The organism is Streptomyces sp. BYX5S, assembly GCF_054724165.1.
Genome location: NZ_CM138829.1, coordinates 3336406 through 3358927, shown reverse-complemented (window position 1 = coordinate 3358927; position 22522 = coordinate 3336406). Strand labels below are relative to the sequence as shown.

General features: G+C 71.4%; 19 protein-coding genes. 15 read left to right on the top strand and 4 right to left on the bottom strand.

The features are described 5' to 3' along the window. Positions 1–65: 65 nt before the first annotated feature. A complete protein-coding gene (ppdK, locus tag ACYBSK_RS15265; RefSeq protein WP_460246450.1) occupies positions 66–2726 on the top strand; it encodes a pyruvate, phosphate dikinase in 2661 nt (886 codons plus the stop codon). On the opposite strand, the gene ACYBSK_RS15260 is transcribed toward ppdK, so the two are convergent. Continuing rightward, positions 2718–3743, bottom strand: coding sequence for a GHMP family kinase ATP-binding protein (locus ACYBSK_RS15260; RefSeq protein ID WP_460246449.1), 1026 nt, complete (start codon positions 3741–3743; stop codon positions 2718–2720). The two genes, ppdK and ACYBSK_RS15260, sit on opposite strands and share 9 nt — an antisense overlap. Positions 3744–3823: 80 nt before the next feature. On the opposite strand from ACYBSK_RS15260, the gene ACYBSK_RS15255 reads away from it, so the two are divergent. From ACYBSK_RS15255 to ACYBSK_RS15230, 6 genes are read left to right on the top strand one after another with little or no spacing between them, the layout of a single operon-like run. Then, complete coding sequence (locus tag ACYBSK_RS15255; RefSeq protein ID WP_460246448.1) at positions 3824–4870, top strand: pyridoxal-phosphate dependent enzyme; 1047 nt, start codon at positions 3824–3826, stop codon at positions 4868–4870. A 58-nt stretch (positions 4871–4928) separates the two neighbouring features. Next, entirely contained in the window at positions 4929–5750 is an 822-nt protein-coding gene (locus ACYBSK_RS15250) for a Rossmann-like domain-containing protein (RefSeq protein ID WP_457477610.1), read from the top strand. Next, a complete protein-coding gene (locus ACYBSK_RS15245; protein ID WP_460246447.1) occupies positions 5747–7012 on the top strand; it encodes an MFS transporter in 1266 nt (421 codons plus the stop codon). The genes ACYBSK_RS15250 and ACYBSK_RS15245 overlap by 4 nt, the downstream gene beginning before the upstream one ends. Then, positions 7012–8070, top strand: a complete 1059-nt coding sequence (locus ACYBSK_RS15240; RefSeq protein ID WP_460246446.1) for a FecCD family ABC transporter permease — start codon at positions 7012–7014, stop codon at positions 8068–8070. Before ACYBSK_RS15245 ends, ACYBSK_RS15240 begins: the two co-directional genes overlap by 1 nt. A 1-nt stretch (position 8071) precedes the next feature. Then, the gene (locus ACYBSK_RS15235) at positions 8072–8881 is read left to right on the top strand and encodes an ABC transporter ATP-binding protein (RefSeq protein ID WP_457477607.1); all 810 of its coding nucleotides are present in this window, start codon (positions 8072–8074) and stop codon (positions 8879–8881) included. Continuing rightward, positions 8872–9864 carry an ABC transporter substrate-binding protein gene (locus tag ACYBSK_RS15230; protein ID WP_457477606.1) on the top strand — a complete coding sequence of 331 codons (993 nt, stop codon included), beginning with the start codon at positions 8872–8874 and terminating at the stop codon, positions 9862–9864. Before ACYBSK_RS15235 ends, ACYBSK_RS15230 begins: the two co-directional genes overlap by 10 nt. A gap of 16 nt (positions 9865–9880) precedes the next feature. On the opposite strand, the gene ACYBSK_RS15225 is transcribed toward ACYBSK_RS15230, so the two are convergent. Then, on the bottom strand, positions 9881–10696 hold the full coding sequence (locus ACYBSK_RS15225; protein WP_457477605.1) for an SAM-dependent methyltransferase: 816 nt from the start codon (positions 10694–10696) through the stop codon (positions 9881–9883). 105 nt (positions 10697–10801) lie between these two features. Next, entirely contained in the window at positions 10802–10978 is a 177-nt protein-coding gene (gene rpmF, locus ACYBSK_RS15220; RefSeq protein WP_460246445.1) for a 50S ribosomal protein L32, read from the bottom strand. 566 nt (positions 10979–11544) lie between these two features. Here rpmF and ACYBSK_RS15215 point away from each other — a divergent pair. From ACYBSK_RS15215 to ACYBSK_RS15200, 4 genes are all read left to right on the top strand, one after another. Then, a complete protein-coding gene (locus ACYBSK_RS15215) occupies positions 11545–12960 on the top strand; it encodes a family 2B encapsulin nanocompartment shell protein (RefSeq protein ID WP_460246444.1) in 1416 nt (471 codons plus the stop codon). Positions 12961–13035: 75 nt separating this feature from the next. Further along, on the top strand, positions 13036–14349 hold the full coding sequence (locus tag ACYBSK_RS15210) for a family 2 encapsulin nanocompartment cargo protein terpene cyclase (protein ID WP_460246443.1): 1314 nt from the start codon (positions 13036–13038) through the stop codon (positions 14347–14349). 16 nt (positions 14350–14365) lie between these two features. Further along, entirely contained in the window at positions 14366–15253 is an 888-nt protein-coding gene (locus ACYBSK_RS15205) for a geranyl diphosphate 2-C-methyltransferase (RefSeq protein WP_457477601.1), read from the top strand. Positions 15254–15452: 199 nt separating this feature from the next. Next, positions 15453–16544, top strand: coding sequence for a LacI family DNA-binding transcriptional regulator (locus ACYBSK_RS15200; RefSeq protein WP_460246442.1), 1092 nt, complete (start codon positions 15453–15455; stop codon positions 16542–16544). Positions 16545–16617: 73 nt separating this feature from the next. Here the strand turns inward: ACYBSK_RS15200 and ACYBSK_RS15195 are convergent, their stop codons facing one another. Further along, positions 16618–17634: an acetylxylan esterase gene (locus tag ACYBSK_RS15195; protein WP_460246441.1), complete on the bottom strand. Its 1017-nt coding sequence runs from the start codon at positions 17632–17634 to the stop codon at positions 16618–16620. Between the two features lie 246 nt (positions 17635–17880). Between ACYBSK_RS15195 and ACYBSK_RS15190 the strand changes: the two genes are divergently transcribed. The 4 genes from ACYBSK_RS15190 (at position 17881) to ACYBSK_RS15175 (ending at position 22342) form a co-directional block, all read left to right on the top strand. After that, positions 17881–19128 carry a sugar ABC transporter substrate-binding protein gene (locus tag ACYBSK_RS15190; RefSeq protein ID WP_457477598.1) on the top strand — a complete coding sequence of 416 codons (1248 nt, stop codon included), beginning with the start codon at positions 17881–17883 and terminating at the stop codon, positions 19126–19128. A gap of 103 nt (positions 19129–19231) precedes the next feature. Next, the gene (locus ACYBSK_RS15185) at positions 19232–20212 is read left to right on the top strand and encodes a carbohydrate ABC transporter permease (RefSeq protein WP_457477597.1); all 981 of its coding nucleotides are present in this window, start codon (positions 19232–19234) and stop codon (positions 20210–20212) included. Next, positions 20209–21069: a carbohydrate ABC transporter permease gene (locus ACYBSK_RS15180; protein WP_460246440.1), complete on the top strand. Its 861-nt coding sequence runs from the start codon at positions 20209–20211 to the stop codon at positions 21067–21069. Before ACYBSK_RS15185 ends, ACYBSK_RS15180 begins: the two co-directional genes overlap by 4 nt. Positions 21070–21139: 70 nt before the next feature. Further along, a complete protein-coding gene (locus ACYBSK_RS15175) occupies positions 21140–22342 on the top strand; it encodes a glycoside hydrolase family 1 protein (protein WP_460246439.1) in 1203 nt (400 codons plus the stop codon). The last annotated feature ends 180 nt before the right edge of the window (positions 22343–22522 follow it).

The following is a 22522-nucleotide window of genomic DNA, read 5'->3' as shown; positions in this document are numbered from 1 at the left end:
GTGACCGACCACCGCATCCGCCGGGGATTCGACCGGGAAACCGGTTCGGGAGGAGCGACCCCACCATGACCCGCTACGTGTACACGTTCACCGAGGGCCGCCGGGACATGGCCGACCTGCTGGGCGGCAAGGGCGCCAACCTCGCCGAGATGACGCGCCTCGGCCTGCCGGTGCCGCTGGGGTTCACCGTGACCACCGAGGCGTGCCGGACCTTTCTGGCGACCGGCGCGGAACCCGACGACCTCGTGGGCCAAATGGCCGACCGCATCGCCGAGTTGGAGGAGGCGGCGGGGCGGCGGCTGGGGCAGCCGGACGATCCGCTGCTGCTGTCCGTGCGCTCCGGGGCGCGCTTCTCCATGCCGGGGATGATGGAGACGGTCCTCGACATCGGCCTGAGCGACGCCTCCGTGCCGGGTCTGGCCAAGGTCTCCGGCGACGAGCGGTTCGCCTGGGACTCGTACCGGCGTCTTGTGCAGATGTTCGGCAGCACCGTGCTGGGCGTCGACGACGCCGTGTTCGCGCAGGCCCTGACGCAGCTCAAGGCGTCCCGCGGCGTCACCGACGACGCGCGTCTGGACGCTACCGATCTCGCCGAACTGGTCGGCTCGTACAAGGAGTTGATCCGAAGGGAGACCGGAGAGGACTTCCCGCAGTCCCCCGCCGAGCAGTTGCACCGGGCCGTCCGCGCCGTCTTCCAGTCCTGGAACGGCGAACGCGCCCGTCTGTACCGGCGCCGCGAGCGCATCCCCGACGACCTGGGCACCGCGGTCACCGTCCAGACCATGGTCTTCGGCAACCTCGGCGCCGGCTCCGGCTCGGGCGTCGCCTTCACCCGCGATCCGGCCACCGGGCGGCCCGGCCTCTACGGCGACTACCTGCCGGGCGCCCAGGGCGAGGACGTCGTCGCCGGGACCCGCAACACCGTGCCGCTGGCCGAGCTGGAGCGCATCGATCCCCGCGCGTTCTCCCAACTGCGCGCCCACATGCGGACGTTGGAGACGCACTACCGCGACCTGTGCGACATCGAGTTCACCATCGAGCGCGGCAGGCTGTGGATGTTGCAGACCCGGGTGGGCAAGCGCACCGCGGAGGCCGCTTTCACCGTCGCGGCGCAGCTCGTGGACGAGCGTCTCATCTCCGCCGACGAGGCGCTGCACCGTACGTCCGGCGACGCCCTCGCGCGTCTGATGTTCCCGCGCTTCGACGTCTCCGGCGCCGGTCCCACCCTCGCGCGCGGCCTGCCCGCCTCACCGGGGGCGGCCGTGGGGGCCGTCGTGTTCGACTCCGCGGAGGCGGTCCGGCGGGCCGCGGCGGGCGAGCGGGTGGTCCTGGTGCGCGCGGAGACCACCCCGGACGACCTGCCCGGCATGGTGGCGGCGCAGGCCGTGCTCACCAGCCGGGGCGGGCGGACGAGCCACGCGGCGGTGGTGGCCCGCGGCATGGGCAAGGTCTGCGTCTGCGGAGCGGAGGAGATCGCCGTGGACCTGCCCGCGCGCCGGTTCACCGTCGGCGCCACCGTCGTCGAGGAGGGCGCGCTCGTCTCGGTGGACGGCTCCGAGGGCACGGTCCGGCTCGGGGCGGTGCCGCTCGTGGACTCGGAGGTGATGCGGTACTTCGAGACGGGCGAGCGCGCCGCGGGCGTGGTCGAGGCCGTGGACCGGGTCATGGCGCGCGCCGACGCCGGGCGCCGTCTCGGTGTGCGGGCGAACGCCGACACTCCGCAGGACGCGGCGCGCGCACGGCGGTTCGGCGCGGAGGGCATCGGCCTGTGCCGCACCGAGCACATGTTCCTCGGGGACCGCCGCCGGCTCGTCGAGGCCATGATCCTGGCCCGCACCGACGCGGACCGCGAGCGCGCCCTGGCGGAGCTGCTGCCACCGCAGCGGCAGGACTTCGTCGACATCCTCGCGGCGATGGACGGGCTCCCCGTCACCATCCGTCTCCTGGACCCGCCGCTGCACGAGTTCCTGCCGGACCGCACCGAACTCGCCGTGCGGGTCGCCGCGGCCGAGGCCCACGGCGAGCGGCCCGACCCGCACGACACGGAGCTGCTCGACGCGGTGAACCGGATGCACGAGGAGAACCCGATGCTCGGCCTGCGCGGCGTCCGGCTCGGGCTGGTGGCGCCTGGGCTGGTGGCCATGCAGGTACGGGCGGTGGCCGAGGCCGTCGTGGCACGCAAGCGGGCCGGGGGCGATCCGCGGGCCGAGATCATGGTGCCCCTGATCGACACCGTGGAGGAACTGCGCCTGGTGCGCGAGGAGGTGGAGCGGGTGCTCGACGGGGTCGCCGCCGCCTCCGGGGTCGAGGTCGGCTGTCCGGTCGGCACGATGATCGAGCTGCCCCGCGCCGCGCTGACCGCGGGCCGGATCGCGGCGGAGGCCGCGTTCTTCTCCTTCGGCACGAACGATCTGACGCAGACCACGTGGGGGTTCTCCCGCGACGACGTGGAGGCCGCGTTCTTCTCCGCGTACCTCGACAAGGGCGTCTTCGCGGTCTCCCCGTTCGAGACGGTCGACCGGGACGGCGTGGGACGGCTGATCCGGATCGCGGTCGAGGAGGGCCGCGCCGCCCACCCCGGTCTCACGATCGGTGTGTGCGGCGAGCACGGCGGCGACCCCGACTCGGTGCACTTCTTCCACAGCGCGGGCCTCGACTACGTCTCCTGCTCACCGTTCCGGGTCCCGGTGGCCCGGCTGGAGGCGGGGCGGGCGGCGCTAGGCTGAGCCGGCCACCGCGGCGGCGGGGACCCGCGCGCCGTCGTGCCGGTCCCCCGGGCGGAAGCTCAGCGTGCGGTCGCAGGTCGCCGCTCCGGCGAGTTCGGCGCAGGCCCGGGAGGCCGCCGTCGCGCGGTGCGGGCAGGCGGGGTCGCGGGCGTCGAGCAGGATGCCCAGCGTGGTGCCGCTGTGTCCGACGACGACACCGAGGCCGCCCACGTCACGGCAGATGTCCCGCATCGGTGCGAGCAGCCGCTTCGGGCTCCTTTGCTGGTTGAGGACCGCGCTGCGGGTCGCGACGGCGCCGACAGCGTCCAGGTCCCCGTCCCGCACGGCCGTGGTGAGCCGGTCCAACAGCCGTGCGTACTCGCGCCGGTCGGCGGCCGTGAACGGTTTCCGGGTGCGGTTGAAGTCGACCGTGTCGACGACGCCGCCCTCGTCGACGCCCACCACGGTCATCCGCGGCAGCGACCCCAGCGTGGCGCGCAGGCGCACCGTCCGGTGGTGGTAGGCGACGACCGCCGGGTAGAGCACGCCGTCGGTGGGTTCGATGCGGGCGAGGTACCGCTCGATCCGGCGGGGTGGCATCGGGATGCCGAGCGCCCGCCCGACGGCCCGCGCGGTGGCGACGAGGTCGGCCGACGAGCTGGCCAGCCCCTTGCCCTCGGGGATGGCGCTGCGGACGGTGAGCTGCCCGCCCGCGCGGCGCCCGGCGTCCGCGCAGATCATCCGCACCAGGCGCAGCGCCTTCGTCTTGTGCGGCGGCCAGACGTGGGGTTCGGTGTGCCGCGGGTCCGGGCGGAAGACGACGCGGGTCCAGCGGGCGACCGGCAGGGTGACGAGGAAGTCGCCGTCCTCCTCGGGCAGTTGGCCCTGGAGGAGTTCGCCGAAGGTTCCGAAGGCGGTGCCCGCGCCGACCGGGCCCGGCAGTACCGGGAGCGGCGACGGCTCCACGGATTCATCGATCGACTTCACACAGGTCCTCTCGCGCGGCATCACGATCAGGTTTAACACGATCTCCGCCATCACCGTATCGCAATTGACAATCGTTTTCGTTTAATGCTTCTCTCTCCCCTGTCAGAGCTGAGCCAGGGGAAGGGTTCGATGTGGACGAGCACATAGCCGAAGCGGTCAAGGAGCCCCATCTCATAGGCATCGAGGGGGACTTGACCTGTCTGCGCTTCGAGACGATGAAGATCTACTCGGCGCTCGGCGCGGTGCGTCACCTCCTGGAGCAGGGGACGATCAGGCCCGGTGACACCCTCATCGACAGCTCCAGCGGCATCTACGCCCACGCGCTGGCCCTCGCGTGTCACCGCTACGGGCTGAGGTGTCACATCGTCGGCTCCACGACCGTCGACCGCACGCTGCGCGTCCAGTTGGAGATCCTGGGCGCGACCCTCGAACAGGTACAGCCCTCGAAGAACCTCCGCCTCGACCAGGAACTGCGCGTACGGCGCATCGCGGAGATCCTCGACGCCAACCCCTCGTACCACTGGATGCGTCAGTACCACGACGAGATCCACTACTACGGCTACCGCGAGGTGGCCGCCCGGCTCGACAAGGAACTCCCGGGCGGGGCCATCACGTTGAGCGGCGGGGTCGGGTCGGGGGCGTCCACGGGCGCGCTCGCCACCTACCTCCGCGAGGCCGGGCGGGAGGTGCGGCTGGTCGGCGTGCAGCCCTTCGGCAGTGTCACCTTCGGCTCGGAACACGTCTCGGACCCGGACATGATCATCGCCGGGATCGGCAGCGCCATAGAGTTCGGCAACGTCCGGCACGCGCTCTACGACCGCATCCACTGGATCGACTTCGACTCCGCCCTGTCCGGCGCGGTCGATCTGCTGCGCACCAGCGGGATCTTCGCCGGACTCTCCGCGGGCGCCGCGTACTTGGCCGCCCGCTGGGAGCGCGACCGGCCCGGCCGGGGCCCGGTCGGGAGCCATGTGTTCATCGCCGCCGACACCGGCCACCGCTACGTCGAGAGCGCCTACGCCCAGCACCACCGGGCCCGCCCCGTCGGCGAACTCGCGCCGCGCGAGATCGGCTCGCTCGACGAGCTGAGCCTGCCGTGGTCGGCGATGTCCTGGCCGAGGATCCCGGCGCCCGCCGATCCCGCGGCCCTGCCCGGTGCGCGCTCCGCGGCCGCCTGACGCCGCCTTCCGCCGCTCACCAACCCGTCCCCCTGAACACCCACGAGAGAGAACCCTCATGTCTCACCAGGCGCCGCACACGGTGGCCGAACTCACCGACGCCGTACTGGCCGGGGCCCTCGGTCCCGACCCCCGCGGCACGACCGTCACCAGCGCCTTCTGGCTCTACCACACGACCCGTCTCGCCGGCGGGCCCGTGACGTACCACAACCACTATCTGCTGCTGCGGGCCGGCGCCTCCTTCGGCGCGTGCTCCTTCGAGGCGGGCGAACTCACCCCGGACTTCTGCGAGAACGCCTCCGGTCACTCCCTCGACACCCTGCTCCGCAGCGACTCCACGCCCGTGCGCATCGCCGCGCTCGACGCCTACTTGGCGCTGACCGCGCCGCACCGCGAGGCCGACGCCGAGGCCGTCACCCTGCCGACCGGCACACCCGAGGTCCGGGCGCGGGCCCGCGACGCGGCCATCGCCGGGCTCCTCGACATCGCACCCGGCGCGAAGGTGGCGCTCATCGGTGTCGTCAACCCGCTGGTGGAGGCGATCCGCGAGCGCGGCGGCGAGTGCCTGCCCTGCGACCTCAACCTTCAGACGACCCAGTGGGGCGACCACGTCACCGACGACATGACCGAGGTGCTTGAGAAGGCCGACGCGGTCGTCGCCACCGGCATGACGCTCAGCAACGGCAGCTTCGACCTCATCCTCGGCCACTGCCGCGACCAGGGCATCCCGCTCGTGGTGTACGCGCAGAGCGGCAGCGCCGTGGCCCGCGCGTTCCTCGGCTCAGGGGTCACCGCGCTGAACGCCGAACCGTTCACGTTCTCGCAGTTCAGCGCCGACGAGACCCGCATGTACCGGTACCGCGCCGGGGCCGCCACGTGAGCGCCTCCACCTCCCACTCGGTTGCCGGTACGGCGGATGCGCGGGCGCCGATCCCCGGCGACCTCGCCATGACGCGCGCCCTGTGGCCGCTGCTGCTGGCGTCCGCCGTCGGCCTGCTGCCCTTCACCGTCTTCAGTACGTACCTGGTTCCCATCGCCGAGGAGACCGGCCGGGACGTGGCCACCGTGGGCGGGCTGCGCGGGCTCGGCGGGATCGCCGCGCTCGCCGTCGGCATGGCGCTGGCGCCGTTGCTCGACCGGGTGCCGAGGGCCTGGGCCGCGGCCGCCGGTCTCGGTGTCCTCGGCGTCGCCGCGGCGCTCGGTGCGGGCGGCAGCTTCCTGCTGCTGGCCGCCTTCTGTCTGCTGACCGGCGCCGCCACCGCCGTCCTCAATCCGGCGCTCTCCGCCGCGGCCGCCGACCGGTTCGGCGACGGCCGGGCGGCGGGCCGGGCCGCGACGCTCGTGTCCGCCACCACCTCGATGACGGCGATGCTCGCCGCACCGCTCATCGCGCTGCCCGCGATGCTGTGGGGCTGGCAGGGCGACCTGATCGCCGTCGCGGTCCTCTCCCTGCTGCTGGCCGCCGCCCTGCTGCTGCGTGGCCGCGCCGACTCCGGCTCGACGCCTGCCAAGAAGGCGGAGACGGCCCGACTGCCGGGCTATTTCGCCTCGTTCAAGGTGCTGGCCGCCGTCCCCGGCGCCGTGCCGCTGCTGGCGATCTCGGTGCTGCGCACCTCGGTCTTCATGGGGTACCTCGCCTACTTGGCGGCGTACTACGACGACCGGTTCGATCTGCACCCGGAGGTCTTCTCCCTGGTGTGGACGCTGAGCGGTGCCTCGTTCTTCGTCAGCAACCTGCTGACCGGGCGGGTCACCAACGCCGAGAACTCCCGCACCGGCACCGAGCGGCTCCTCGTCGTCGGGGTGGTCGCGGCGCTGGTCAGCGCCGTCGGCTTCTGGTTCACGCACTGGCTGCCGCTGGCGCTCGCGCTGACCTCGCTGCACGCCGCCGCCCACGCGGTGGTCGCGGCCTGCGCCGTCAGCCTGCTCGTACGGCGCTGCGGTGCGCTGCGCGGCACGGCGCTCAGCCTCAACTCGGCGGGGCAGAGCCTCGGTGTGTTCGCCGGTGCCGCCCTGGGCGGGGCCGGGCTGGCGGTGGCCGGGTACCCGGGGATCGCCGCCGCGTTCGGCGCGCTGCTCCTGGTCGCGGTGGCGGCGGCGTGGCTCATGCTGCGGCGCGGGCCCGTCGAGGACGAGGCGTGATGCGACGGCTCGGCCGGCTCGACTCCCGTACGGGCCTGTTCCTCACCTGCGCGATCCTGTTCGCCGCGCTCGTCGTGTCCGTCGTCGTCGCGATCGGGCTGGGTCCCGCCACGGTGACACCGGGCGAGACGGCCCGCTATCTGTGGGCGGCGCTGAGCGGCGGGCGGATCGGGGCGGCGGAGGAGAGCACGTACCAGATCATCTGGCAGATCCGGACGCCGCGCGTGCTGCTCGCCGCGCTCGTCGGGGCCGGGCTCAGCGCCGTCGGCGTGGCGATCCAGGCGCTGGTGCGCAACGCGCTCGCCGACCCGTTCGTCCTCGGGGTCTCCTCGGGTGCGTCGGTGGGCGCGGTCGCGGTGAAGGTGACCGGGGCGCTCGCCGCGCTCGGCATCTACGCGATGTCGGCCGGCGCCTTCCTCGGCGCGGTCGCCGCGTCCGTCCTGGTGTACGCCGCGGCGTCCCGGCGCGGCGCGCTGTCACCGCTGCGGCTGGTGCTGACGGGGGTCGCGCTGGCGCTCGGCTTCCAGGCGGTGATGAGCGTCATCGTGTATCTGGCGCCGGACAGCGAGGCCACGTCGACGGTCCTGTACTGGACGATGGGCAGCTTCGGTGCCGCGACGTGGGGTGTGCTGCCCGTGGTGGTGGCGGCCGTCCTGCTCGGTGTCCTCGTCCTGCACCGCGGCAGCCGCACCCTCGACGTGCTGGCGCTCGGCGACGAGACCGCGGGGAGTCTGGGCATCAGCCCGGACCGGCACCGCAAGGCGCTGCTGCTGCTCGTCTCCCTGGTGACGGGGGTGCTGGTCGCCGTCAGTGGTGCCATCAGCTTCGTCGGCCTGGTCATGCCGCACCTCGTGCGCATGGCGGTGGGCGCCTCCCACCGGCTGGTGCTCGCCGTCGCGCCGCTCGCGGGCGCGGTCTTCATGGTCTGGGTCGACCTGGCCTCGCGGACGCTCGTCGCGCCGCGCGAGCTGCCGCTGGGTGTCATCACCGCGCTGATCGGGGTGCCCGTCTTCATCACGCTGATGCGCCGCAAGTCCTACATGTTCGGAGGACGTTGAGATGGATCTGGAGCTCGACGGGCTGACCGTCGTCACCGACGGCGCGACGCTCGTGCGCGACCTGTCCCTGCACGTCCCGGACGGCCGGATCGTGGGTCTCGTCGGACCGAACGGCAGCGGCAAGTCCACCGCCCTGCGCTGCGTGTACCGCGCGCTGCGGCCCACGACGGGCGTGGTCCGGGTCGGCGGCGACGACCTGAACCGGCTGAGCATGCGCGACGGTGCCCGCGCCGTCGCCGCGCTCACCCAGGACGGCACCGTGGAGCTGGACTTCACGGTGTCGGAGGTCGTCGCCCTCGGCCGGACCCCGCACCTCAAGGGCAATCAGCACCTCGGCGCGCACGAACGCGCCCTGTGCGCACGCACCATGGAACGTCTCGGCATCGGCCACCTCGCCGACCGCGGCGTCCTCACGCTCTCCGGTGGGGAGCGCCAGCGGGTCCTCGTGGCCCGCGCCCTCGTCCAGGAGCCGCGCGTCCTCGTCCTCGACGAGCCGACGAACCACCTGGACATCCGCCACCAGGTCGAACTGCTCTCCCTGTTGCGCGGCGCGGGCCTGACCGTCCTCGTCGTCCTGCACGACCTCAACCTCGCCGCCGCGGCCTGCGACCGGCTCGGCGTGCTGCGCCGGGGCCGTCTCGTCACCGCCGGGACACCCAAGGACGTCCTCACCCCGGAACTCGTCGAGGACGTCTTCGGTGTCGGCGCCAGCGTCGTCCCCCACCCGCTCACCGGCGACCCGCAGCTGCTCTACACCCTCGCTCCCGCGCCGACTCCGGCCCCAGAAGGAAGACCTCAGCCATGCCCGTGAACCGACACCCCGTCCTCGGCTGCGTCCTCGCCGCCACCGCGCTCGTCACCACGGCGTGCGGCGCCGACATCGCCTCCGACGACCCGAAGGCCGCGGCGCGGAAGACCACCGTCGAACGCTGCGGGGAGAAGGTCGAGTACACCGTTCCGCGGCGCGCCGTCGCCTACGAGGCGGGCAGCGCGGACAAGCTCTTCGCGCTCGGCCTGACCGATCACGTCCACGGGTACGTGATGCCGCCGGCCAACCCGCCGGTCAGCGAGTCACCGTGGGCCTCGGAGTACAAGAAGGTCGAGATGCTCAGCGACGACCTCCTCAACAAGGAGGTGGTCGTGGACGCCAAGTCGGACTTCGTCGTCGCCGGCTGGGGCTCGGGCTTCGCGGACGACCGGGGCATCACCCCCGAGATCCTCGACCAGCTCGGCATCCAGAGCTTCATGCACACCGAGAGCTGCTTCAACTACCCCAAGTACCCGCAGAAAGCGGCCCCGTTCGAGGCGCTCCACACCGACCTGGAACGGCTCGGGAAGATCTTCGGCGTTGAGGAGCGGGCGAAGAAGGTCGTCGCGGACCTCAAGAAGCGCGAGGCGGCGGTCGCCGCGCAGGCGCCCAGCGGCAGGAAGACCCCGGTCTTCCTCTACGACTCCGGCACCGACAAGCCGTTCACGGCCGGCAACCAGGTTCCGCCGGACGAGATCATCTCCAAGGCGGGCGGGAAGAACATCTTCGCGGACCTCGACCAGCGCTGGACCGAGGTGAACTGGGAGTCCGTCGCCGAGGCGCGCCCCGAGGTCGTGATGATCCTGGACTACGGCGACAAGCCCGCGAAGGAGAAGATCGACTTCCTGAAGCGCTCCCCGCACACCCGCGACCTGCCCGCGGTCAAGAACGACCGCTTCTTCGTCCTCGACTACAACGAGGGCATCTCCGGCCCGCGCAACGTCGACGGACTGGAGAAGTTCGGCAAGTACCTCCGCGAGCTGTAACCGCCTGGGACCGGCACTAGCTCTTCCGCCCGACCCCGCCGAACATCGCGACCTCCGCGATGTCCGCGGGGTCGCCCGTCTCCGGACGCCAGCGGGAGCAGGAGACGACGCCCGGCTCCAGCAGGTCGAGACCGTCGAAGAAGCGGGTGATCTGCTGCGGGGTGCGCTGGTTCAGCCGGGGCGTGCCGTTCTCGTTCCAGAAGGCCACCGCCTCGTCGACGTCGGGCATGGCCGGGCTGGTGATGGTGTGCGAGAGCACGAGGTGACTGCCCGACGGCAGCGCGTCGAGGAGGCGCCGCACATAGGCGCCCGGGTCCTCCTCGTCGGCCACGAAGATGATGACGCCCAGCAGCATCAGGGCCACCGGGCGGCTCAGGTCGAGGGTGCGGGAGGCCTGTTCGAGGATGCGGTCGATGTCGCGCAGGTCGGCGTCGAGGTAGTCCGTGCTGCCCTCCGGCGTGCTGGTCAGCAGCGCCTGGGCGTGCCGCAGGACGACGGGGTCGTTGTCGACGTAGACGACCCGGGCGTCCGGGGCGATGCGCTGGGCGACCTCGTGGGTGTTGTCGACCGTGGGCAGCCCCGTGCCGATGTCGAGGAACTGCCGTATCCCCACGTCCTGCGTCAGGTACCGGACGGCTCGGCCCAGGAAGGCGCGGTCCGCGAGCGCGTAGTCGGCGATGCCGGGGTGCAGCGTGCGGATCTGTTCGCCCGCGGCCTCGTCGACGGGGTAGAAGTCCTTGCCGCCCAGCCAGTAGTTCCAGATCCGGGCCGTGTGGGGCCTGCTGGTGTCGATACGGGAACGCGGGTTGTCGGGCTGCGCGTTGTCGGTCACGGGGCGTCTCTCCCAGCATCGTTGATCATGCACTGGGCCCTCACCCTAACCGGTCGGCCGCGGGGCCGACCGGTCAGGCGTGCGGCAACTTCCCGACAGCGTGCGCTAGTTGGCCGCGTCGACGCGGAGCAGCCCCCGCTGGTACGCCTTCACCAGGTGCTGCGGCACGAGGTGCCGCTCGCCGTCGACGGTGACGGGCACCAGCTGAGCTGTGGTCGCCTTCCACTGGGAGCGGCGGTGTCGGGTGTTGGAGCGGGACATCTTCCGCTTCGGGACAGCCATGGTTCTTCTCCTTGCTGGGTGACACCGCAGACCCTACATGAAAATGACTTCCATTAACGATTTTGCGGCGGAGGATTATATTCCGCTTATCCGGCCGGGTTCGGGGTCGGCAAGGGCCTCCCGAGCGCCGCGTGGCCGACTCCTGTCGCCCCTCCGGCGCCTTGGCACGTGACCGAGGGGCCCGCACGGCGGCGACCAGAACGCGCGGCAGGAATCGGCCGCACACCGAGAGCACCACCTTGACCTGGGCATACGCCACCCGAGAAGCGCGGTGGCACATCCATCGCGCGTCGCGTGCACCCGGTCCGGCGGCGCCGCGGAGGCTTCACGCAAATGCGGCCGAGTTCCATCGGTGCCCGTCCAAACCCCCCGCGGGCTTGATCAACGTATCGGGTTAATGTCCCCAACTTCCCTTGGTGCGGCGGGCGATACGCCCCATACGGTGCTTCCGGATCCGGACGGAGAACCCGTCCTGTACTCGCCTTTTCCCTGTCCACCCGTCCTCCTGCCGCCCGGTCGCCGCCGGGCACACGTGTGCCAACGCTCGACCAAGGAGAGCTCATTCGATGACAGTCGACTCGACCCCCGAAGTCCGCCAGGAGCAGCCCCGGCAGACCAGCCTGGGCACCGCCGCCGCCCGCAATCTCGCGACCACCACCAAATCCGCCCCGCAGATGCAGGAGATCACCTCGCGGTGGCTGCTGAAGATGCTGCCGTGGGTCGAGACCAAGGGCGGCGTCTACCGGGTGAACCGGCGCCTGACCTACACCGTCGGCGACGGCAGCGTGGAGTTCATCCAGGACGGCGGTGACGTCCGGGTGATCCCCCGCGAACTCGGGGAACTGGCGCCGCTGCGCGGCTTCGACGACGTCGAGGTGCTCACCGCCCTCGCCGACCGGTGCGTCCAGCGCGACTTCCGGGCCGGCGAGACCCTGGTGGAGCGCGGGGCGCCGGCGGACCGGCTGCACCTGATCGCCCACGGCAGGATCAGCCAGCTCTCCGAGGGCGAGTACGGCGACGAGGTCGCGCTCGACGTGCTCGCCGACGGCGACCGGTTCGGCGACCACGCCCTGCTGGACGACGAGGCCCGCTGGGAGCAGACCGCGGTCGCCGAGACCTCGGGCACGCTGCTCACCCTGTCGCGCGCCGACTTCGCCTCGGTACGGGACTCGGCGCCGAATCTGCGCCGGCACATCGAGGAGTTCAAGGAGCGCGCGGGGCGGCGCCAGAACCACCGCGGCGAGGCGGAGATCCCGATGTCGGCGGGGCACGTCGGCGAGCACGAACTGCCCGGCGCCTTCGTCGACTACGAGGCCAACCCGCGCGAGTACGAGCTGTCGGCCGCCCAGACGATCCTGCGGGTCCACACCAGGGTCGCCGACCTCTACAACGAGCCGATGAACCAGACGAAGGAGCAACTCCGGCTCACCATCGAGGCGTTGCGCGAACGCCAGGAGCACGAGCTGGTCAACAACCGGGAGTTCGGCCTGCTCCACAACGCCGACTTCAAGCAGCGGCTGCAACCGCACGCGGGAGCGCCCACCCCGGACGACCTCGACGAGCTGCTCTGCCGTCGGCGCGGCTCGAAGTTCTTCCTGGCGCACCCCCGCACGATCGCCGCGATGGGGCGCGAGTTCAACGCGCGCGGCCTCTACCCCGACCACGTCGACCTCGGCGGCCAGCAGGTACCGGCCTGGCGCGGGGTGCCGATCCTGCCCTGCAACAAGATTCCCGTCACCAAGGAGCGGACCAGCTCCATCCTCTGCATGCGTACCGGCGAGGACAACCAGGGTGTCATCGGCCTGCACCAGACCGGTCTGCCGGACGAGTACGAGCCGGGGCTCTCGGTGCGGTTCATGGGGGTCAGCGAGGCGGCCATCACCTCGTACCTCGTCAGCACCTACTACTCCGCCGCGATCCTCGTGCCGGACGCGGTCGGTGTGCTGGAGAACGTGCAGATCGGCCGCTGGCCCGGCCGGTAGCGGCCGCCGCCCCGCGCCATCGGCGCCGGCCAGGTGCCGACCGCGCCCCACCCAGGAGCCCTCAAGGAGTCATGGATGCCCCCGCCCGAGCCGACACCTCCACCGTCGGACCCGCCGGAAGCGGTCTCCCGCTTCGGGACGCGGGTCCTGGCCGACGCCGCGGCCCGCGCCCGTGACATCGGCGTCGCCACGGGCCGTCCGCCCGCCGTGCCCGCGCAGCCGCCCGCGCCGGCGGCCGACGCGGTTCCGCCGCGGGCCGAGGCCCCGGTGATCGACGTGGTGACCGCTCACGTGGCGCCAGAAGCCGACGTGGAGCGTCTGCTGCGCGGCCCCAACGGCCTCGGCACGGCGGGCCTGCGCCTCGTCCCGCACCCGGAGCCGTCGGCGACCGACGCCCCGGTGTCCACGGCGGGCCGGCCGATCCCCGGCCTGTACTTCCACCCGGTGCCCGACCCCGATCCGGTACGGGTCGCCGAGGTGAGCCGTCGGATCAAGGCGTGGGCGCTGGACGAGGTGGACCTGTACCCCGACGACTGGGAGGAGGAGTTCGACGGCTTCTCGGTGGGCAGTTACATGGTCGGCTGCCACCCGGACGCCCCCACCGTCGACCACCTGATGATCGCGACCCGGCTGATGGTGGCCGAGAACGCGGTGGACGACTGCTACTGCGAGGACCACGGCGGCTCGCCCGTCGGCCTCGGCTCCCGGCTGCTGCTCGCGCACACCACCCTCGATCCGCTGTACACCACGCCCGAGTACCAGCCGCAGTGGGCGAGTTCGCTCCACTCGGACGCGCCCCGGCGCGCGTACCGCTCGGCCATGGAGTACTTCAACGAGGCGGCCAGTGCCTCGCAGACCGACCGGTACCGGCACGACATGGCCCGGCTGCACATGGGCTACCTCGCCGAGGCCGCCTGGGCCGAGCAGGACCACGTACCGGAGGTGTGGGAGTACCTGGCGATGCGCCAGTTCAACAACTTCCGCCCCTGTCCCACCATCACCGACACCGTCGGCGGCTACGAACTGCCGGCGGACCTGCACGCCCGACCGGCCATGCAGAAGGTCATCGCGCTCGCGGGCAACGCGACGACCATCGTGAACGACCTGTACTCGTACATGAAGGAACTCGACGCTCCCGGACGGCACTTGAACCTGCCGGTCGTGATCGCCGAACGAGAGGACCTCTCCAACCGGGAGGCCTATCTGAAGTCGGTCGAGGTCCACAACGACCTCATGCGCGCCTTCGAGAAAGAAGCCGCGGCCCTGGCCGCCGCCTGCCCGCTGCCGAGCGTCCAGCGCTTCCTGCGGGGCGTGGCCGCCTGGGTCGACGGCAACCACCACTGGCACCGCACCAACACCTATCGCTACAGCCTGCCCGACTTCTGGTAAGAGATTGGATTCATTCGTGACCAGCACCGAACTCACCGCCCCCGCGGGCGGCACCGCCCTGTACATCCCCGAACCGGCCACCCCCTACCAGGGCGACATCGCGCGCTACTGGGACGGCGAGGCCCGGCCGGTGAACCTGCGGCTCGGCGATGTCGACGGTCTGTACCACCACCACTACGGCATCGGCGCGGTCGACCACAGCGCGCTCGGCGACGCCGCGGACCCCGCGAGCGAGCAGAAGCTGATCGCCGAACTGCACCGGCTGGAGTCGGCGCAGGCCTCCTACCTGCTGGGCAATCTCGGTGACATCGGCCGCGGGGACACCCTGATGGACGCGGGCTGCGGGCGCGGCGGCTCGATGGTGATGGCCCACCAGCGCTTCGGGTGCACGGTCGAGGGGGTCACGCTCTCGGCCAAGCAGGCCGACTTCGCCAACGGACGGGCCGAGGAACTCGGCATCCAGGACCACGTCCGCGCCCGGGTCTGCAACATGCTGTCCACCCCCTTCGACACCGGCTCGGTCAAGGCGTCGTGGAACAACGAGTCGTCCATGTACGTCGACCTGCACGACCTGTTCGCGGAGCACTCCCGCGTCCTGGAGGTCGGCGGCCGCTACGTGACCATCACCGGCTGCTGGAACCCGCGCTACGGCCAGCCGTCGAAGTGGGTGTCCCAGATCAACGCGCACTTCGAGTGCAACATCCACTCGCGCCGCGAGTACCTGCGCGCCATGGCCGACAACCGGCTCGTGCCGCAGACCGTCATCGACCTGACGCCGGACACCCTCCCGTACTGGGAGCTGCGGGCCACGTCGTCGCTGGTGACGGGGATCGAGGACGCGTTCATCAACTCGTACCGGGACGGCTCCTTCCAGTACGTGCTGATCGCGGCCGACCGCGTGTGACCGGTGCGGTGAGCAGCGGCTGAGCGCCGCCCGCCGGGGAGGGCCCGCATCCGTGGGTCCTCCCCTCGCGTGTGTGCGCGGACCTGGTGGTTCGTGATCGGCTTCCCTTGCCCCGGCGCCGTCGCCCGCCTAAGGTGAATGCGCTTTCATAGGCTTAGGCCCCCTGCCGGGCCGCAACGGACTCGGGGGATTCCACCCAGTGAGCACAGCTCCCACGGTGTACGACGTCGCCGAACGCTCCGGCGTGTCCATCGCCACCGTGTCCCGCGTGTACCGCACCCCCGACACGGTCCGCGCCCAGACCCGCGAGAAGGTCCTCGCCGCCGCCCGCGAGCTCGGCTACGTGCCGAGCGGCAACGCCCGCGGCCTCGCCAGCCGCTCCACCGGCGTGCTCGGCCTGTGCCTGCCCGACTACTCCGACCCGGACGTCGAGTCGGAGGCGGAGCACGCCGCGGGTGACGAGGCGGAGGACGACGCCGCGGTGCTCTACGCCGACCAGATCATCCGCGGCATGGAGCGCGCCGCGCGCCGCCACGGGTACGCGCTGCTGATCGCGGCCTCGCCCAAGGGCGGGCCGGAGAGCCAGGTGGCGAAGGTGGCGGGCCGCTCCGACGGGTTCGCGGTGATGGCCCGCACCGTGCCGACGGAGGACCTGGAGGTCATCGCGCAGCGCCAGCCGGTGGTCATGCTGGCCGGGCCGCGCGAGTCGGACGCGCTCGACCACCTCGACCACGTCGAGGTCGCCAACGCCGACGGCCAGCGCGAGCTGACCCGGCACCTCATCGAGGACCACGGGCTGCGTCGGCTCACGTACGTCGGCGCGGCCGAGGACTCGCCGGACGTACGGGCCCGTTTCCGCGGATACGTGGAGGCCTGCCGCGCCGCCGGGATCCCCGCGCCCGAGGCACCCGATGTCAGCGTCGGCATGATGACGCAGGCCGAGGGCGCCCGCGCCGCCGACGCGCTGCTCGACCGGCCCGGTGAGCGGCCGCAGGCCGTGCTGTTCGCCAACGACCAGCTGGCCGTGGGCGCCCTGCACACCTTCGAACGCCGGGGGGTGCGGGTGCCACAGGACATCGCGGTCACCGGCTTCGACGGCATCGCGCTGGGCCGCCTGGTGCGGCCGGCGCTGACCACGGTGCGCCAGCCGATGCGGCAGCTGGGCGAGGAGGCGGTGGAGCTGCTCGTGCGCCGGCTGACCGGCCGCCAGGACAGCAGGCCGGTCTCGAAGGTCCTGCCGGTGTCCGTCGCGCGCCGGGCCAGCTGCGGGTGCCCGGGGCACGCCAGGTAGGGCCCCTCCCCCGGGCGTGGGGCGCCGACGACGCCCCACGCCCCGGTGTCACCTCACGGCGACCCACGTCACCTCACGTCAGCACGCGGGCGAAGAAGTCCGCGGTGGCGGCGTCCAGTCCCGCCTGCTCCGTCTGCGTGCCCTCGTACTCGAAGTGCCCGGCCTCCAGCACCCGCAGCTCCCGCTCCCCGGCCAGCGCGTTGTACACGGCGAACTGGCCGGGCGGCGGCACCGACGGGTCGAAGAGCGCCGCCGCCACCAGCACCGGCTTGCGCAGCCGGCCCGCCGCCGTCGCCGCGTCGAAGTAGCCCAGCACGTCGACGACCTCGGGGTGGTCCGCGTGGTACCGGCGCACGGCGGCGCCGCTGCCGATGCAGTCCAGGGTCAGCCGCAGCGGGTGGTTGCCGAACGTCGGCACGGTCAGCTGTCCCGCGGCGAACCGCTCGTCCCACGGCAGCGCCAGGGCGCCGAGCCCGCCGCCGAAGCTCACGCCGAGGTAGCCCAGGCGCGGGTCCGGGCCGTTCAGCTCCGGCACCAGTTCCAGGAGCGCCGACGCGGCACACCACAGGTCGGCGACGCACTCGCCGATGACGTAGGTGTCTCGCGAGGCGATGCCGTGCAGGACGTGTTCCGCGGAGACGGACGGGACGCCGGGCAGCAGGCCGCGGTCCGCCATGCCGCGCACGCAGGGCAGGATCGCCGCGGACCGGGGCAGCGGCAGCGGCACCTCGGGGCCGACCTGGTCACGGCCGCCGTAGCCGTGTCCGATGACGAAGCCGTGCTCCGCCTCCCCCTCGGCGGGCAGCACGAGCCAGCCGCCGAGCCGGACACCGCCCACGGAGGTGTACGACACCTCATGGATGCGGACACCGTCCCGCTCCTCGACGAGCGGTCCGAGCTCGGGCTTCGGGTCCACCGCGCGGGCCGCCTCGTGGCGCGAGCGCCAGAACGCGTCGAAGTCGGCGGGGGCCTCGGGCGCGGGGATGCGCAGCAGCTCGTTCAGCCCCCGGCCGTAGGCGGGGTCGAAGGGGAAGTCGTGCGCGAAGTCGCGGGCCGAGCGATCTCCGTCGGCGACTGTGCTGTGAGTCATGGCCGAGACCTTAGATCAGGAGGTATGACCTTCTGGGGGCGGCCCTGCTTGTCCCCCGATGTCACCTGATGTCTCCCTCGCGATGTCACGTGACGTCGTTCCAGCTGATGACGCTCCCGTGATGTCACTGCCGTTACGAGAGTGTGACCAAGCCCCTATTGCCACATCAGCCGGGTTCTTACAGAGTGATGTATGCGCTTACAAACAGCGCTTACATTCCACGGTCCGCTCAAGGAGGAGCCGTCCATGAACCGCCGAGCCACCACCGCCGCGATCGGCGTCACTCTGGCGTCCGCACTCACCCTGACCGCTTGCGGCGGCTCCGGCGGCGACCAGGTCAAGGCCGACGCGAAGCAGACGCTCACGGTGTGGGCCATGGGCACCGAGGGCGAGAAGCTCGCCGACGTCGCCAAGGTCTACGAGAAGGCGAACCCGAACATCACGGTGAAGGTGACCCCGATCGGCTGGGACGTCGCCCACCAGAAGCTGGTCTCCGCGGCCGCCGCGAACAAGCTGCCCGACGTGATGCAGATGGGCGGCAGCTACATCACCGAGTTCGCGGACATGGGCGCCCTGGAGAAGGTCGACACCAAGACCTTCAAGGAGAAGGACTACTTCCCGGCCGGCTGGAAGCAGGGCCAGTACGACGGTGACACCTACGGTGTGCCGTGGTACGTCGACACCCGCGCGCTCTACTACCGCACGGACCTGGCGAAGAAGGCCGGCATCGACAAGGCGCCGACCACCATGGCCGAGCTCCAGGAGGCCGCCGAGAAGTTCCAGGACAAGGCCGGCAGCAAGTGGGGCCTGTCCATCCAGCCCGGCGGCCTCGACACGGTGCAGAGCTTCTACCAGTTCCTGTACTCGGCGGGCGGCGAGATCGTCACCCAGGACGGCAAGACCGTCGTCAACAGCCCGGAGGCCGTCAAGGCCCTGGAGAACTACACCAGTTACTTCAAGAAGGGGCTCGCCGCGAAGTCGGTGCGTCCCGGCTACGACCCGACCAAGGACTTCAACACCGGCGCCGTGCCGATGTTCTTCAGCGGTCCCTGGATCATGGGCCTGCTCGACGAGAACTACCCGGACCTCAAGGGCAAGTGGGCCGTCGCCAACGTGCCCGCCGACGAGACCTCCGCCTCCATGGCGGGCGGCTCGGCGCTGACGATCTCCGCGGACAGCGAGCACAAGGCCGCCGCCAAGGAGCTGGTGAAGTACCTCACGGACACCAAGGGCCAGGCCGACTGGTACGAGCGCACCAAGGACCTCCCGGCCAACGTGAACGCCTGGAAGACCGGCGAGCTCGCCACCAACCCGGACATGAAGGTCTGGAAGACCCAGATGGAGTCGGCGAAGGTCTCCCCGGCCCAGCCGAAGTGGACCGAGATCACCTCGAAGGTCGACACCGCGATCGAGAAGGTCGCCCAGGGCAAGGCCTCCGCGAAGGAAGCGCTCGACACGGCCAAGACGGAGATCGAGGGCCTCGTCCAGAAGTAGCCGTCACCGGGGCGGCCGCGCCACCAGCGGCCGCCCCGCGCAGCGGCCCCCGCAGAACCGGAAGTCCACAAGGACGTGCCGGAGGAAGTCCGAAGGACGGACCATGTCCACCACGACACCCACCCCCGCGCCGTCCGGAGCCGTCAAGGCCCCGGTCGGTGAGCCCGAGGACGGCGACGGCAAGAGGCGGCGCAAGAAGCGCTCGATGGGGAAGCAGAACCTGGCCGGCTGGCTGTTCTCCACCCCGTTCCTGGCGCTGTTCGCGGTCTTCATGCTCTTCCCGATCATCGCGACGTTCGTGATGAGTTTCACCGACTTCGCGCAGCGCAACGTCAGACAGCCGCTGGACGCGAACTTCGTCGGCTTCGACAACTACGTGAAGCTGTTCGGCGACGACCAGTTCCTGCGGGCGCTGTTCAACACCGCGTACTTCGTGGTCGTCGGGGTGCCGCTGACCATCGGTCTCGGTCTGCTCGTCGCGGTGCTCCTCAACAACGGGATCGACCGGGCCCGCACGTTCTTCCGCGTCGGCTTCTACGCCCCCGTGGTCACCACCATCGTCGCCGTGGCGATCGTGTGGCGGTTCGTGCTCGACCCCTCGGACGGGCTGATCGCCGGTCTCGGTGACCAGTTCGGCTTCACCGCACCGGACTTCCTCGGCTCCGAGACCTGGGCCATGCCGTCGCTGATCCTGATGGCGGTGTGGCGCAACCTCGGCACCGTCATGGTCCTGCTGATCGCCGGTCTCCAGGCCATCCCGACGGAGGTCCGCGAGGCCGCCCGGCTCGACGGGGCGAGCGCCTGGCAGGAGCTGCGCCGCATCACGGTGCCGCTGCTGCGCCCGACGCTGCTGTACGCCACGGTCATCACCACGATCGGCTACCTCAACGTCTTCGAGGAGCCGTTCGTGATGACCCAGGGCGGCCCCTCCGACGCCACGCTGACCGTGTCGCTCGACATGTACAAGCAGGGCTTCAGCTTCTTCAACATGGGCTACGCGAGCGCGATGGCGTACGTCCTCTTCGTGGTGATCATGGGCATCACGGTGCTGCAGCTGCGACTGATGAAGGACAACACGAAATGAGCGCCGTCACCCCCGCCGGCCACCGCCCCGCCGGGCGGTCCCGCAAGCCCCTGCTCTACGTCGTCGCCTCGCTCGGCCTGCTGATCATGGCCACGCCGTTCCTCTGGATGGCGCTCAGCGCCTTCAAGACGAAGAAGGACCTCACCGCCAGCCCTCCGGTGTGGATCCCGAGCGAGTGGACGCTGCAGAACTTCAGCGACCTGCTCGACCAGCTCGACATGCCGCGGTACTTCCTGAACTCGGTGATCGTCGCGGTCCTCGTGACCGTGTGCAATCTGCTGTTCTGCTCGATGCTCGGCTACGCGCTGGCCAAGCTGAACTTCAGCGGCCGCTCGAAGGTCTTCGGCGTCGTGCTCGCCGCCCTGATGGTCCCGGCGAACCTGATGGTCCTTCCGCTGTTCGTCCTGATCAACCAGCTGAACCTGCTGGACACCTACGCGGGTCTGGTGCTGCCCTTCGCAGCCGGAGCCTTCGGTGTCTTCCTGATGCGGCAGTTCATGCAGTCCATCCCGGACGAGCTGCTCGAAGCGGCCCGGATGGACGGCGCGGGCGAGTGGTACATCTTCTGGCGCATCGTGCTTCCGCTGGTCAAGCCGGCCCTCGCGACGCTGACGATCTTCACGTTCCTCGGGTCCTGGAACAACTTCATCTGGCCGCTCATCGCGACCAACGACCCGGACAAGTACACCCTTCCGGTGGCCCTCGCGACGTTCGCCAACGACCCCAACCGCACGGTCGGCGGCGGCAACGGAATGCTCATGGCGGGCTCGCTGCTCGTCGTCCTGCCCGTGCTCCTCGTCTTCGCCGTCCTCCAGCGGCACTTCACCCAGGGCATCGCCACCGCGGGCATGAAGTGACCGGCGGGACGTGACCGGCCGCTCCCCCACGCGCGCGGAAAGACCCGCACGCAGAAAGACAGGCACCACCATGACGCCCACCCCTGCCCGCACGCCCTTCCCCGACGGCTTCCTGTGGGGCGCCTCCACCGCCGCCCACCAGATCGAGGGCAACAACGTCAACAGCGACTGGTGGCGCAAGGAGCACGACCCGGCGGCCGGGATCCAGGAGCCGAGCCTGGACGCCTGCGACAGCTACCACCGCTGGGACCAGGACATGGACGTGCTGGCCGGACTCGGCTTCACCGACTACCGGTTCAGCGTCGAGTGGGCCCGCATCGAGCCGGCCCGCGGCCGCTTCTCGCGCGCCGAGATCGCCCACTACCGCCGCATGGTCGAGGGCGCCCTGGCCCGGGGCCTGCGCCCGGTCGTGACCCTGCACCACTTCACGGTGCCGCAGTGGTTCGAGGACCTGGGCGGCTTCACCGCCGAGGGCGCCGTCGAGCTGTTCGCCCGGTACGTGGAGGAGTGCGCGCCGATCATCGCGGACGGCGTGAGCCACGTGTGCACCATCAACGAGCCGAACATGATCGCCGTGATGGCCGGGCTCGCCAAGCGCGGCGACCAGGGCTTCCCGCCCGCCGGGCTGCCCTTCCCCGACGAGGAGACCACGCACGCGGTCATCGCGGCGCACCACGCGGCCGTGAAGGCGGTGCGCTCGATCAACCCGGAGATCCGGGTGGGCTGGACCATCGCCAACCAGGTGTACCAGGCACTGCCCGGCGCCGAGGAGGTCACGGCCGCGTACCGGCACCCCCGCGAGGACGTCTTCATCGAGGCGGCGCGCGGCGACGACTGGATCGGCGTGCAGTCCTACACCCGTACGAAGATCGGTACCGAGGGTCCCGTCCCGGCTCCGGCGGACGCCGAGCGCACGCTCACGACGTGGGAGTACTACCCCGAGGCCGTCGGTCACGCGCTGCGGCACACCGCCGAGGTCATCGGCCCGGACACGCCGCTGATCGTCACCGAGAACGGCATCGCCACGGACGACGAGCAGCGCCGCATCGACTACTACGCGGGTGCCCTCGACGCCGTCGCGGCCTGCCTCGACGACGGGCTCGACGTCCGCGGGTACCTCGCCTGGAGCGCCCTCGACAACTACGAGTGGGGCACCTACAAGGCGACGTTCGGCCTCATCGGCTGGGACCGCGAGACGTTCGCGCGCACGCCCAAGCCCGCCGCCCACTGGCTGGGCGGCCTCGGCCGGGAGCGGGCCCTGCCGCGCCTGTGACGGTGAGCACGACCACCGACCCGGGGCCGGGACCAAAGCCCCCGTTGTCCCGCCCCTGAGGCCCGCGATCCTGACCTCGCGGGCCGCCGGGCGGGGCCGGCGCACCCCTGAAGTGCGCCGGCCCCGCCCATCCCCGACCCCCGCACGAGCACCACGAACCTCCCTTCCACGTCCGCCCTT

Coding starts and splice junctions, on each gene's coding strand:
- ACYBSK_RS15260 (WP_460246449.1), bottom strand. CDS start 3,743: ATGGCGGAGATCGTGTTAAACCTGATCGTGATGCCGCGCGAGAGGACC.
- ACYBSK_RS15250 (WP_457477610.1), top strand. CDS start 4,929: ATGTCTCACCAGGCGCCGCACACGGTGGCCGAACTCACCGACGCCGTA.
- ACYBSK_RS15210 (WP_460246443.1), top strand. CDS start 13,036: ATGCCCCCGCCCGAGCCGACACCTCCACCGTCGGACCCGCCGGAAGCG.
- ACYBSK_RS15195 (WP_460246441.1), bottom strand. CDS start 17,634: ATGACTCACAGCACAGTCGCCGACGGAGATCGCTCGGCCCGCGACTTC.
- ACYBSK_RS15190 (WP_457477598.1), top strand. CDS start 17,881: ATGAACCGCCGAGCCACCACCGCCGCGATCGGCGTCACTCTGGCGTCC.
- ACYBSK_RS15180 (WP_460246440.1), top strand. CDS start 20,209: ATGAGCGCCGTCACCCCCGCCGGCCACCGCCCCGCCGGGCGGTCCCGC.
- ACYBSK_RS15175 (WP_460246439.1), top strand. CDS start 21,140: ATGACGCCCACCCCTGCCCGCACGCCCTTCCCCGACGGCTTCCTGTGG.
- ACYBSK_RS15235 (WP_457477607.1), top strand. CDS start 8,072: ATGGATCTGGAGCTCGACGGGCTGACCGTCGTCACCGACGGCGCGACG.
- ACYBSK_RS15230 (WP_457477606.1), top strand. CDS start 8,872: ATGCCCGTGAACCGACACCCCGTCCTCGGCTGCGTCCTCGCCGCCACC.
- ppdK (WP_460246450.1), top strand. CDS start 66: ATGACCCGCTACGTGTACACGTTCACCGAGGGCCGCCGGGACATGGCC.
- rpmF (WP_460246445.1), bottom strand. CDS start 10,978: ATGGCTGTCCCGAAGCGGAAGATGTCCCGCTCCAACACCCGACACCGC.
- ACYBSK_RS15185 (WP_457477597.1), top strand. CDS start 19,232: ATGTCCACCACGACACCCACCCCCGCGCCGTCCGGAGCCGTCAAGGCC.
- ACYBSK_RS15215 (WP_460246444.1), top strand. CDS start 11,545: ATGACAGTCGACTCGACCCCCGAAGTCCGCCAGGAGCAGCCCCGGCAG.
- ACYBSK_RS15240 (WP_460246446.1), top strand. CDS start 7,012: ATGCGACGGCTCGGCCGGCTCGACTCCCGTACGGGCCTGTTCCTCACC.